The following is a 12,281-nucleotide window of genomic DNA, read 5'->3' on the forward strand; positions in this document are numbered from 1 at the left end:
TGCCTCACTCCGTTCGGCGGGCTCGGTCGCCATATGCCGTCGCCTTCCCCCGCTCTGGTCGCTCCGCTCCCGCCGCTCCTCCAGGTGACGGCACCCCCTCGCGCACCCGCGCCTTCTCCTCGGAAACCGGGCTGGGCGGAGCCGTACGCCGCCGGCGGAACGCCTTCTCGCGGAAGGACGGGGACTGGATGAGGCAGACCGCCGTCACGACCAGCGCCTTGAACAGCAGCGTGGTCTCCGGCGGCACGCCGATCGAGTAGATCGTCGTCGTCAGGGTCTGGATGATCAGCGCGCCCAGCACCGTCCCGCCGAGCGAGAACCGCCCGCCGGCCAGCGACGTGCCGCCGATCACCACGGCCAGGATGGCGTCCAGCTCGATCCACAGGCCGGCGTTGTTGCCATCGGCGCTGGAGACGTTCGAGCTGATCATCAGGCCGGCCACGCCCGCGCACAGGGCGGCGAACGCGTAGACCATGATGATGATCCCGCGCGACCTGATGCCCGCCAGCCGGCTCGCCTCCGCGTTGCCGCCGACGGACTCGATCAGCATGCCCAGCGCCAGCCGCCTGGTCAGGAACACGGTGATGGCCAGCACGGCGATGACGATGAGGATGCCGAACGGCACGGTCAGCCAGTAGCCGCCGCCGATCACCTTGTACTCGGGGCTGTTGACGGTGATGATCTGGCCGTCGGTGATGAGCTGGGCCAGGCCGCGACCGGCCACCATGAGGATGAGCGTGGCGATGATCGGCTGGATGCCGATGCCCGCGACCAGGAACCCGTTCCAGGCCCCCAGCACCAGGCACAGCCCGAGCGCCAGCGCCACCGCGGTGAACAGGCCGGCGTCCTGGCTGATCTGCAGGCAGGCCAGCGCGCCCGAGATCGCCACCACCGAGCCCACCGACAGGTCGATACCGCCGGTCGCGATGACCAGCGTCATCCCCAGGGACACCAGGATCAGCGGGGCGCCGAAGCGCAGGATGTCGATCAGGCTGCCGTACAGGTGGCCGTCCCTGACCTGGATCGAGAAGAAGCTGGGCGTGAAGAACACGTTCAGCACCAGCAGCAGCGCCAGGACCGCCAGCGGCCACAGCAGGCGTCTCATGAGGCTCGCCCTCCGCTCGCGATGGTCTCCATCAGCACGTCCGTCGTCAGCCGATCGTCGTTGGGCAGCTCGGCGACCAGCCGGCGGTCGCGCAGCACCTCGACCTTGTGGCTGAGGCGCAGCACCTCCTCCAGCTCGGCGGAGATGAACAGCACCGCCATGCCGCCGTCGGACAGCTCCGCGACCAGCCGCTGGATCTCGGTCTTCGCCCCGACGTCGATGCCGCGGGTGGGCTCGTCGAGGATGAGCAGCCGGGGTTCCAGGATCAGCCACCTGGCCAGCACGACCTTCTGCTGGTTGCCGCCGCTGAGGTTGCGGACCAGGTGCTCGGGGTTGGGCGGGCTGATCTTCAGGGTCTTGATGTACTTGTCGACCAGCTCGTCCTGCTGCTCGCGCGGCACGGGCCTGGTCCAGCCCCTGGTGGCCTGCAGGGCCAGGATGATGTTCTCGCGCACGGTGAGGTCGGGGATGAGCCCGTCGGTCTTGCGGTTCTCGGAGCAGAACGCGATCTTCTGGGTCATGGCCGCGCGCGGCGTGCGCAACGACGACGCCGACCCGCCGATGGCGATCTCTCCCGTGCTGGCGTGGTCGGCGCCGAACAGCAGCCGGGCGACCTCCGTACGGCCCGAGCCGAGCAGCCCGGCCAGGCCGACGACCTCGCCCTCGTGGATGGTCAGGCTGAACGGCTCGATGGCCCCGGTACGGCCGAGCTGACGCGCCTCGACCAGCGGCCGGTCGAACACCTTGGCCTCGCCGTGCAGGCGCTCCAGCGCCGCCAGCTCCTGGCCGATCATCTTGGCGACCAGCTCGACCTGCGGCAGCTCGGCGGTGAGGTACTCGCCGACGAGCTTGCCGTTGCGCAGGATCGTCATGCGGTCGGAGATCTCGTAGATCTGGTCGAGGAAGTGCGAGACGAACAGGATCGCGATGCCCTCCTCCTTGAGCCGCCGCATCACCCTGAACAACTGCGCGACCTCGTCGGCGTCCAGGCTGGAGGTGGGCTCGTCGAGGATCAGCACTCTGGCGTCGATGTCGATCGCCCGCGCGATGGCCACCATCTGCTGGATGGCCAGCGAGTACGACGACAGCGGCGCCGACACGTCCAGGCTCAGCTCCAGCCGCGACAGCAGCTCACCGGCCCTGGCCCGCATCCGCTTCCAGTCGATGCGCCCCAGGCGGCGCGGCTCGCGGCCGAGCAGGATGTTCTCGGCCACCGACAGGTTCGTGCAGAGGTTGACCTCCTGGTAGACCGTGCTGATGCCGGCCTGCTGCGCCTCCAGGGGGCTGCCGAACGCCACGGGGGCGCCGGCCAGCTCGATGGTGCCCGCGTCGGCGGGGTACACGCCGGTGAGCACCTTGATCAGGGTGGACTTGCCCGCGCCGTTCTCTCCCATGAGCGCGTGCACCTCTCCGGGAAGCAGCCGCAGGTCCACGCCGTCCAGGGCCCTCACCCCCGGAAACTGTTTGCCGATCCCGCTCATCGTCAGGACCGGCGCGGGTACAGCCATGCTTGCCTTCCTTCCACTGATGTCTTTCTCAGCGCTGTCTTTCTCAGCGCGGGGGCGCCGGGGCCGGAGAGCCGATCCCGGCGCCCCCGTCTTCACGCCCCTCCAAAGGGACCGCAGGGGCGACCGCAGATCAGTACTGGCGGGAGGACAGGGCCTGCTTGGCCTGCTCCTGGTTGAAGGTGGTCTCCTCGGTCACCACGCGGGCGGGCACCTGCTCACCCTTGAGGACCTTCTTGGCCAGGTCCATGAGCTGCGGGCCGAGCAGCGGGGAGCACTCGACGATGAAGTTGATCTTCCCGTCGGCCAGCGCCTGCATACCGTCCTTGACGGCGTCCACAGTGATGATCTTGATGTCCTTGCCGGGCACCTTGCCCGCGCCCTCGATCGCCTCGATGGCGCCCAGGCCCATGTCGTCGTTGTGGGCGTACAGGACGTCGATGTCCGGGTTGGACTTCAGGAATGCCTCCATGACCTCCTTGCCCTTGGCCCGGGTGAAGTCACCGGTCTGCGAGGCGATGATCTCGAACTTGGTCTCGGCCTTGATGACGTCCTGGAAACCGGCCTTGCGGTCGTTGGCCGGCGCCGAACCGGTCGTACCCTGCAGCTCGACGATCTTCACCGGGTCGGTCGAGGACTTGTACTCCTCGACCAGCCACTGGCCGGCCTTCTTGCCCTCCTCGACGAAGTCCGAGCCCAGGAACGTCTTGTAGAGGGAGGTGTCCTTGGAGTCCACGGCGCGGTCGGTCAGGATGACCGGGATCTTCGCGTCCTTGGCCTCCTTGAGCACCGTGTCCCAGCCCGACTCCACCACCGGCGAGAAGGCGATGATGTCCACCTTCTGCTGGATGTAGGAGCGAATGGCCTTGATCTGGTTCTCCTGCTTCTGCTGGGCGTCGGAGAACTTCAGCGTGATGTTCGCGTTCTTCGCCGAGTCCTGCACGGACTTGGTGTTCGCGGTACGCCAGCCGCTCTCCGCGCCGACTTGGGAGAAGCCCATGGTGATCGAGTCACCGCCGCCGCCCGTGGCGCCGCCGCCGGTGCCGCCGCCGCAGGCCGCCACCGACATCGCGGTGAGCCCGGCCAGCACCATCCCCGAGATCCTTTTGAACACGTGGGGGTTCCCTTCTGATGTGAACGCTAACATCCCAGGGCGGGCGCCAGCGCTGCCTGTCTTTCCCGTACGGCACTAAGCCCGGGCCGTACTGACCCTGGCGACGAACGTCGGCGGCACCACGAGCCGCTCCCGCTCCTGCGGGCCGCCTTCGAGCTGCCGGATGAGCACCTCGATGCTGTGCCTGCCCACCGCGTCGAAGTCCTGCCTGATGGTCGTGAGCGGCGGCGAGAAGAACTCCGACTCCGGAATGTCGTCGAAGCCGACCACACTCACCCGTTCGGGCACCCTCACCCCCTGCTCGGTGAACGCCCGCAGCACGCCCAGCGCCATCTGATCGTTGGCGACGAAGACCGCGGTGACGTTCCTCATGCTCGCCAGACTGCGCCCCGCCTCGTATCCCGAGCGCGGGCTCCAGTCCCCGGCGAGCGGTCGCGGGGCCTCGCGGCCCGCCTGCTCCAGCGCGGCCCGCCACCCGGCCACGCGTCCTTCCGCCTCCAGCCAGTCGGAGGGACCTCTGACGTGCCAGACCGTCTCGTGGCCCAACGACAGCAGATGCTCGGTGGCGAGCCTGCCTCCCGCGACCTGGTCGACGCAGACCACCGAGACGTCTCCCGCCTCGCCGCCCTCTACGGCGACGGTGGGGACGCCGAGTGGCAGGTCGGCCAGCGCCTGGGCGGCCGAGCGCTGCGGCGCGACCACCACGATTCCGTCCACGCCCTGGTCGGCCAGGTAGTCGAGGGCATCGCGCACGCCGGCCTTGTCGATGGACTTGAGGCTGACGATGCTGACGAAGTAGCCGGCCGCCCTGGCCGCCTGCTCGATGCCGTAGACCGTACTGGCCGGGCCGTACAGCGTGGTGTCGAAACTGACCACTCCAAGCGTTCTGGAGTGCTTGGTGACCAGGGCGCGGGCGACGAGGTTGCGGCGGTAGCCGAGCTTGTCGATCGCCTCGAGCACCCGCGTACGGGTCTCGCTGCGCACATTGGGGTGATCGTTGAGCACACGCGAGACCGTCTGATGCGACACGCCCGCCTCCTTGGCCACGTCGGCCATGACCGGCAGGCGGCGCCCCAGGCTGGATCCCACTGCCGTGCTCCTTTCCTGGCTTGGGCACGACTGTGAACGTTAACAACGTGTCTCGTCAAGGGGACCTTGGTTACGGTCGTGTCACACGGGCCGCCCCTTGACGAGGGCCGTATCAGGTCCTTAACTTGTCGCGAATCGCCGTTGTTAACGCTCACTTTTGTGTTAACGCTAACAACTCCTGAGGAGCCCCCCGCTCATGCTGCGAATCGCCTTATCCGCCCTGCTCTTGGCGGGTCTGATAGTGGCTCCGCCGGCCGCAGCGCTGGCCGAGCCCATCCCGGAAGGGGCCGTCGTGGACCAGTTCGACGGCACCACGCTCGGCCCGGACTGGACGGTGCTGTCACCCGACAGCGCCCGCTACAGCCTGTCGGGCGGCGCGCTCCATCTGGACACGCTGACCGGCGACACCCACCAGGCCACCAACAACGCCAGGAACCTGTTCCTCGTGGACGTCCCCGACGGCGACTTCGAGGTGGTCACCAAGCTGAGCGCGCCGGTCACCCTGGACTACCAGAGCGCCGGTCTGCTGGCCTGGCAGGACTGGGACAACTACGTGCGGGCGGGGCTGGCCCACGTCGGGTTCGCCGGCGGGCCGGTGATCGAGACGGCCACCGAGGTGGGGGCGGCCTTCACCTCGGCCTTCGCGGCCAGGCCCGGCTCCACGGCCGAGATCGTCAAGCTGGCCAGGACCGGGGACGAGTTCGTCTCCTCCTACTGGGACGGCGCGGCCTGGGTGCAGGCGTCCAGGATGACCGCCAGGATCACGGTCGGGCAGGTCGGGCTCTTCGGGCTGTCGGCCCAGAACGGCACGTCCATGCGGGCCGACTTCGACTACCTCGCGATCAGGGCGGCGCCGGGCGAGACGGTGGTCCCGCCGGAGCCGTTCACGCTGCGGGCGGCGGCGCTGCCGTACCTGTCGGCCGACAGGTCGGGCGTCGTACGGGCCTCGGCGAAGGCGGGCATGACCAACCTGGCCTTCACGGCCGCGCCCGGCGGCGACGGGGTGAAGCTGAGAGACCTGGCGAGCGGCAGATTCCTGGAGGCCGGCGCGAAGGTGCGGCTGAGTGCGACCGGATCGGTCTTCACACTCAGGGACGCCGGCGGCGGCAAGGTCACGGTGTCCTCGGGCGGGCAGAACGTCGCGATCAGCGGCGGAACCCTGGTCATGGGCACGGAGGCGGCCAAGTTCCGCATCGAGGAGTACACGCGGGGCAGGCTCACCGTGGACACCCGGGCCAAGGGCACCAAGGTCAGCCCCGACCTGTACGGCGTCTTCTACGAGGACATCAACCACGCGGCCGACGGCGGGCTCTACGCCGAGCTGGTGCAGAACCGCTCGTTCGAGTTCAACGCCACCGACGAGCCCTCCTACACCGGGCTGACCGCGTGGACCAAGGCCGAGCGCGGCGCCACCGCCACCCTGGCCGTCACCGGCGAGGACCCGCTGAACACCAGCAACCGCAACTACCTGCGGCTGGACGTGACGGGGTCCGGCACGGCCGGGGTGAGCAACGCCGGGTTCAACCGCGGGCTGGCGCTCAAGGCCGGCAAACGGTACGACCTGTCGCTGTGGGCTCGCCGCACCGAGGCCGGGCCGCTGACGGTCACCGCGGAGGACGGCACGACCGTGCTCGGGAAGGCCACGGTGCGGGTCAGGGCGGGCGGCTGGGCCAAGTACACGGCCTCGTTCACCGCCTCGGCCACCACCGACGCGGGGCGGCTCGTCGTGCAGGCGCCCGGCGGGCGTACCGACCTGGACATGGTGTCGCTGTTCCCGCGCGACACCTTCAAGGGCCACGGCATGCGTACGGACCTGGCGAAGATGATCGCAGACCTGGAGCCGCGGTTCCTGCGCTTCCCCGGCGGCTGCGTGACCAACGTCGGCACCTACGACCCCTACGCCGAGACCGGCGACCGGCGGCGCATCTACCAGTGGAAGGAGACGATCGGCCCGATCGAGGAGCGGCCGACGAACTTCAACTTCTGGGGCTACAACCAGAGCTACGGCATCGGCTACTTCGAGTACTTCCAGTTCGCCGAGGACATCGGGGCCGAGGCGCTGCCGGTGCTGTCGGTGGGCGTGAACGGCTGCGGCGAGAACCGGCCGCTGACGGACGAGGCCAAGCTGGCCCGCTGGGTGCAGGACACGCTGGATCTGATCGAGTTCGCCAACGGTCCCGTGACGTCCGAGTGGGGTGAGAAGCGGGCCCGGCTGGGGCATCCGCGGCCGTTCGGGCTGGAGTACATCGGGCTCGGCAACGAGGAGATCTATCCCGAGTTCTTCGCCAACTATCCGAAGTTCGCCGACGCGATCAGGGCGAAGTATCCGTCCATCAAGATCATCAGTAACTCGGGGCAAACGTCGCAGGGCGCCTGGTTCGACCGGATGTGGCAGTTCGCCCGCGACCAGAAGGCCGACCTGGTCGACGAGCACTACTACAACAACCCGAGCTGGTTCCTGGCCAACAACCGCCGCTACGACTCCTACGACCGCGAGGGGCCGAAGGTGTTCGTGGGCGAGTACGCCTCCCGGGGCAACGCGTTCTCCAACGCGCTGGCCGAGGCGTCGTTCATGACCGGGCTCGAACGCAACTCCGACGTGGTGGAGCTGACGTCGTACGCGCCGCTGCTGGCCAACGTCGACTACGTGGACTGGGCGCCGGACCTCATCTGGTTCGACAACGACCAGGCGTACGGCTCGCCGAGCTACCACGTCCAGCGCCTGTTCTCCACAAACGTGGGCGACCGGGTGCTGCCGAGCACGTTCGAGGGCGAGGTCAAACCCGTCGAGGGCATCAAGGGCGCGGTCGGCCTCGGCGCCTGGAACACCGCCGTCAGGTACGACGACGTCAAGGTCACCGGGGCGGACGGCAGCGTGCTGCTGTCGGACGACTTCGCCGCGGGCGCTTCCCAATGGAGCCCCGGCCTGGGCACCTGGGCCGTACAGGACGGCGCGTACGCGCAGACGGCGCTCGTCGAGGACGCCCGCTCCACGGCGGGCTCGGCCGGCTGGTCGAACTACACGATGGAGGTGACCGCCAGGAAGACCTCGGGGGCGGAGGGCTTCCTGGTGATGTTCGGCGTGCGTGACAGCGGCAACTTCTACTGGTGGAACGTCGGCGGCTGGGGCAACACCCAGTCCGCCATCGAGAAGGCCGTCAACGGCGGCAAGTCCTCGATCGCCACCTCGCCCCACACCGTCGAGACCGGCCGCGACTACCGGCTCAAGATCCAGGTCACCGGCCGCAAGATCACGACCTGGATCGACGGTGAGCAGGTCAACGAGTTCGTGGACAGCGCCACGGTGGAGCCGCTCTACCAGGTCGTCTCCAGGGACGGCCGGAACGTGACGCTCAAGGTCGTCAACGCGGAGGACACGGCCGTACGCGGCAGCGTGGACCTCGGCTCCGCGCGGATCCGGCCGTCGGCCACGGTCACCACGCTGACCGGCGCGCCGTCCGACACCAACTCGATCGCTCAGCCGGAGCTGATCGCGCCGGAGGAGCGGCAGGTGAGCGGCTTCTCCTCGGCCTTCACCTACGACTTCCCCGCGCACTCGGTGACGTTCGTGAAGCTCACGGAACGCTGATCCTGGGCGGGCCCGTCCGCGGGCCCGCCCGCTCTCACGCCGGGACGACGCGGTAGTGGGTGGTCAGCCGGCCCCCGTCGTCGAGAACGTGGAACGCGATCACCGGCGGCAGGTCGTAGTCGACGCAGGTGTCGAAGCTGACCCCGCCCTCCCACGGCAGCGTCAGCGTCGACACCACACCCCCGCCCACCAGCAGCGGCCGCCCCCCGAACGTGGTCGCGGCGGCCATGTGGGCGTGGCCGACGAGCACCGCGGCCACGTGGGAGTGGGCCGCCACCAGCGCTTCGACGCGCTCGTGCCGGTGCAGCCTGATGCCGTCGATCGGCGCCGCGTGCAGCAGCGTCGGCGGATGGTGGAAGGCCACGAACACCGGCAGGTCCGTGCCGGTGAGCACGCCTTCGAGCCAGGAGATCGTCTCGTCGTCCAGGTGGCCGGAGGGCTCGCCGGGGATCGAGGAGTCGCACATCGCGTAGACGGCCTTGGCCGTGTGGCGGACCTGGTTGATCGGGGTGCCGGTCGGCTCCGCGCCGAGCAGGCCCCGGCGGAACTCACCCCGGACGTCGTGATTGCCGGGGCCGATCAGGACGGGGTGGCGAGACGTGAGCACCTTGGCGGCCGCCTCGTACTCCTCGGGGAGGCCGTGGTCGGCGATGTCGCCGGTGATGAGGACGGCATCGAGGTCGGCGGGCAGCGCGTCGAGATAGCGCATGACGGCGTCGGCACGGCCCGCGCTCTCGGGCGTGGCGCCGAAGTGCACGTCGCTCAGGTGAGCGATCACGATCATGGATGTGGTCCTTTCCCTCTCCGCCCAAGGTAGGCCCGGCATGGCTCGTACGTAAGATCCGGCTTGCGGCCCGCCCCGGCCGGTGAGGCACGAGGGAGCCGGACGACCGGCTCACGTTCCTCGCACACGCGATCTCCATGTCGTCCCTGCACGGTTCCGGCCCCTGGCCACCGCATGCCCAGGAGCTGCCGGACGAGCCCCCGCGCCCGGACGACGGAGGCGTACGAGGCGGAGCTGCGCGGCGTGCTCGGGGAACTCACCCGGGGCGCCGGCCGTTGTCCAGGGTGAGCACATGATGGCGGAGGAGGGGCATGGGCTGGCAATACCGCAAGTCAATCAAAGTGGGGCCGTTCCGGATCAACCTGTCGCGGCATGGCATCGGCCACAGCTACGGCAACCGGCGTTTCCACATCTCGACCACCCCCGACGGCCGCCGTCACGTGTCCTTGCGCCTGCCCGGCGGCTTCCACGTCGGCAAGACGTTCGGCGGCAGGCGCTACCCGCGTCATTACTGACCCTCGGCGGTCCCGCGACCGCTTGAGATAGAACGGGCCGGAGGCGAAAGCCTCCGGCCCGTCCACTTTCGCGCTGCCGCGGATGCGATCAGAGTGGGCGGATGAGCCCTCATATGACCCCGGAGGAGTTCCGCCGCCACGGCAGGCAGGTCGTCGACTGGATCGCGGACTACCTCGCCGGTGTCGCGTCCCATCCGGTGATGTCCCAGGTCAAGCCCGGCGAGATCCGCGACGCGCTGCCGGCGCGGCCGCCCGAGCGGGGTGAGCCGTTCGAGGCCGTGCTGGCGGATCTGGACCGCATCCTGCTGCCGGGCATCACGCACTGGCAGCATCCCGGCTTCTTTGGCTATTTCCCCTCCAACGCTAGCGGCCCGGCCATTCTGGGCGATCTGCTGTCCAGCGGGCTCGGCGTGCAGGGCATGCTCTGGGTCACCAGCCCGGCGTGCACGGAGCTGGAGACCGTGGTGGTCGACTGGCTGGCCGACCTGCTGGGGCTGCCCGCCCACTTCCGTACCGACGCGCGGGGCGGGGGCGTCATCCAGGACTCGGCGTCCAGCGCGTGCCTGGTCGCGCTGCTCGCGGCGCTGCACCGGGCCGGTGGCGGGCGGGTCGCCGTCGAGGGGATCGACCGGCGTTACACGCTGTACGTGTCGTCGCAGACGCACTCGTCGCTGGAGAAGGCGGCGCGGATCGCGGGGCTGGGGGCGGCGGGGGTGCGGGTGGTGGACGTCGATCCGGGCACGCTGGCCATGGACCCGGAGCGGCTGCGTACCGTGCTGGCCAAGGACGTGGCGGCGGGGGCCGTGCCCGCGATGGTGTGCGCGACCGTCGGCACCACCTCCACCACGGCCATCGACCCGGTGGCCGCCATCGGCGAGGTGTGCCGCGAGCACGGGGTGTGGCTGCACGTGGACGCCGCCTACGCCGGGGTCGCGGCCGTCTGCCCCGAGTTCCGGTGGCTGAACGACGGGCTGGGCGAGTACGCCGACTCCTACTCCACGAACCCGCACAAATGGCTGCTCACGAACTTCGACTGCAACGTGCTCTGGACGGCCGACCGGACACCGCTGATCGGCGCGCTGTCGATCCTGCCCGAATACCTGACGAACGCCGCCACGTCGGCCGGCTCGGTCGTCGACTACCGCGACTGGCAGGTGCCGCTGGGCCGCCGGTTCCGGGCGCTGAAGCTGTGGTCGGTGATCCGCTGGTACGGCGCCGAGGGGCTGCGCGCCCACATCCGCAAGTGCGTCGGCCTGGCGGCGGACGTGGCGTCGTGGATCGCCGCCGATCCCGGGTTCGAGCTGCACGAGCAGCCGCCGCTCGGGCTCGTGTGCTTCCGCCCGCTGTGGCCGGGGCTGGTGGCGGCGGAGGCGGACCGGGCCACGACGCGGCTGATGGAGCTGCTCAACGCCGGCGGTTCCCTGTACCTGACCCACACCAGGGTCGCCGGGCGGGTGGTGCTGCGCCTGGCCGTCGGGGGTGCGGCGACCGAGCGACGGCACGTGGAGCAGGCGTGGGAGCAGATCCGCTGGGAACACGCGGCCCTGTCGGCGACGCTCCCCGGATGATCGTCAGCGATGGCGGACTGATGGAGGCCCGCCGACGTCAGCCGTAACGGCCGACCAGCTCGGCTCCTATCCTCGCCAGCTCGGCTTTGACCTCCTCCGGCTCCACGACCTCCACCCGCGCGCCCCACCCGGCCAGTTGCTCGGCGATCGACAGCGCCATCGGCGCCGCCACCCGTACCCTGACCCGCCCGTCCTCCTCGTGCCCCTCGACGTGGCAGTGCCGGCCGAAGTGATCGCGCAGGATGGGCAGGAGCCTGGCCGCGATGAGCACGGTGGCCGAGAGCGTCGAGCGCCGCCGCTCCATGTCGGTCACGACCCGTTCCCACGCCTGCGCCAGCTCGAAGTCGCCGGGCCGTTCGAACTCCGTCTCGGTCACCGTGGCCGCGGCGATGCGATCGACGCGGAAGGTCCGCTGTCCCCGTTCGGTGCCCGCCAGCAGATACCAGACGTCGTCCTTGTCCACCAGCCCCCACGGCTCGACGACCCGCTCGGTACGCTCGCCGCGCCGCCCCTCGTACCCGATCCTGACCTGGCGGCGCCGCACGGTGGCGGCCTGCAGCACCTCGACCAGCTCGGGCCGTGCCTTCTCCGGCTCGCCCCAGCGCGCGGGATCGACCACCACCGCCGCCGCGGCCACCTCCGCCTCGGCCCTGAACGTCTGCGGCAGCGCCCGCAGCAGCTTGCGCAGCGCCGACTTCACCTCGGGAGCGGCGCCCGCGGCCGGGCCCGCGAGCAGGAACAGCGCCTGGGCCTCGTGGGCGGTGAGCCCGCTGAGATCGGTACGCGCGCCGCCCAGCAACGACCAGCCGCCACCCCGCCCCGCCTGCGGATAGACGGGGACGCCGGCCGTGGACAGCGCCTCCAGGTCACGCCGGGCGGTGGCCACGGACACCTCAAGCTCCACGGCCAGCTCCGCCGCCGTCACCCGCCCGCGCGCCTGCATCAGCAGCAGCACGGCCACCAGCCGGTCAGCTCTCATACCGCCGATTCTCCCGCGAAAAGCGCTCAACCC

The 12,281-nt window shown here is 70.0% G+C and carries 9 protein-coding genes; 3 read left to right on the plus strand and 6 right to left on the minus strand.

Translation table 11 applies throughout. The annotated features are described in order from the left end of the window. Positions 1 to 4 precede the first annotated feature (4 nt). The 4 genes from C4V41_RS53865 to C4V41_RS53880 all read right to left on the minus strand — a co-directional run bounded on the left by C4V41_RS53865 (position 5) and on the right by C4V41_RS53880 (position 4,780). A complete protein-coding gene (locus tag C4V41_RS53865) occupies positions 5 to 1,105 on the minus strand; it encodes an ABC transporter permease (RefSeq protein WP_235030965.1) in 1,101 nt (366 codons plus the stop codon). Beyond that, on the minus strand, positions 1,102 to 2,613 hold the full coding sequence (locus C4V41_RS53870; RefSeq protein WP_103963846.1) for a sugar ABC transporter ATP-binding protein: 1,512 nt from the start codon (positions 2,611 to 2,613) through the stop codon (positions 1,102 to 1,104). The genes C4V41_RS53865 and C4V41_RS53870 overlap by 4 nt, the downstream gene beginning before the upstream one ends. 130 nt (positions 2,614 to 2,743) lie before the next feature. Continuing rightward, positions 2,744 to 3,724, minus strand: coding sequence for an ABC transporter substrate-binding protein (locus tag C4V41_RS53875; RefSeq protein WP_200824887.1), 981 nt, complete (start codon positions 3,722 to 3,724; stop codon positions 2,744 to 2,746). Between the two features lie 75 nt (positions 3,725 to 3,799). Next, entirely contained in the window at positions 3,800 to 4,780 is a 981-nt protein-coding gene (locus tag C4V41_RS53880; protein ID WP_103963908.1) for a LacI family DNA-binding transcriptional regulator, read from the minus strand. 229 nt (positions 4,781 to 5,009) lie between these two features. On the opposite strand from C4V41_RS53880, the gene C4V41_RS53885 reads away from it, so the two are divergent. After that, positions 5,010 to 8,402: an alpha-L-arabinofuranosidase C-terminal domain-containing protein gene (locus C4V41_RS53885; protein ID WP_160150714.1), complete on the plus strand. Its 3,393-nt coding sequence runs from the start codon at positions 5,010 to 5,012 to the stop codon at positions 8,400 to 8,402. A gap of 34 nt (positions 8,403 to 8,436) precedes the next feature. On the opposite strand, the gene C4V41_RS53890 is transcribed toward C4V41_RS53885, so the two are convergent. Continuing rightward, positions 8,437 to 9,186: a metallophosphoesterase gene (locus C4V41_RS53890; protein WP_103963848.1), complete on the minus strand. Its 750-nt coding sequence runs from the start codon at positions 9,184 to 9,186 to the stop codon at positions 8,437 to 8,439. Between the two features lie 311 nt (positions 9,187 to 9,497). On the opposite strand from C4V41_RS53890, the gene C4V41_RS53895 reads away from it, so the two are divergent. Beyond that, entirely contained in the window at positions 9,498 to 9,701 is a 204-nt protein-coding gene (locus tag C4V41_RS53895) for a DUF4236 domain-containing protein (protein ID WP_103963849.1), read from the plus strand. Positions 9,702 to 9,802: 101 nt separating this feature from the next. Then, positions 9,803 to 11,269: a pyridoxal-dependent decarboxylase gene (locus tag C4V41_RS53900; protein WP_235030966.1), complete on the plus strand. Its 1,467-nt coding sequence runs from the start codon at positions 9,803 to 9,805 to the stop codon at positions 11,267 to 11,269. Positions 11,270 to 11,306: 37 nt separating this feature from the next. Here C4V41_RS53900 and C4V41_RS53905 read toward each other — a convergent pair whose 3' ends face one another. After that, on the minus strand, positions 11,307 to 12,248 hold the full coding sequence (locus C4V41_RS53905; protein ID WP_103963851.1) for a helix-turn-helix transcriptional regulator: 942 nt from the start codon (positions 12,246 to 12,248) through the stop codon (positions 11,307 to 11,309). Positions 12,249 to 12,281: the final 33 nt, after the last annotated feature.

The organism is Nonomuraea solani, from assembly GCF_900108335.1.
In the GTDB taxonomy this organism is placed as follows: Bacteria; Actinomycetota; Actinomycetes; order Streptosporangiales; family Streptosporangiaceae; genus Nonomuraea; species Nonomuraea solani.

What these genes read in the sequence shown, in the direction of transcription:
- C4V41_RS53865 (WP_235030965.1), bottom strand. Translation starts at nt 1,105, where the DNA reads ATGAGACGCCTGCTGTGGCCGCTGGCGGTCCTGGCGCTGCTGCTGGTG.
- C4V41_RS53870 (WP_103963846.1), bottom strand. Translation starts at nt 2,613, where the DNA reads ATGGCTGTACCCGCGCCGGTCCTGACGATGAGCGGGATCGGCAAACAG.
- C4V41_RS53880 (WP_103963908.1), bottom strand. Translation starts at nt 4,780, where the DNA reads ATGGCCGACGTGGCCAAGGAGGCGGGCGTGTCGCATCAGACGGTCTCG.
- C4V41_RS53885 (WP_160150714.1), top strand. Translation starts at nt 5,010, where the DNA reads ATGCTGCGAATCGCCTTATCCGCCCTGCTCTTGGCGGGTCTGATAGTG.
- C4V41_RS53890 (WP_103963848.1), bottom strand. Translation starts at nt 9,186, where the DNA reads ATGATCGTGATCGCTCACCTGAGCGACGTGCACTTCGGCGCCACGCCC.
- C4V41_RS53895 (WP_103963849.1), top strand. Translation starts at nt 9,498, where the DNA reads ATGGGCTGGCAATACCGCAAGTCAATCAAAGTGGGGCCGTTCCGGATC.
- C4V41_RS53900 (WP_235030966.1), top strand. Translation starts at nt 9,803, where the DNA reads ATGAGCCCTCATATGACCCCGGAGGAGTTCCGCCGCCACGGCAGGCAG.
- C4V41_RS53905 (WP_103963851.1), bottom strand. Translation starts at nt 12,248, where the DNA reads ATGAGAGCTGACCGGCTGGTGGCCGTGCTGCTGCTGATGCAGGCGCGC.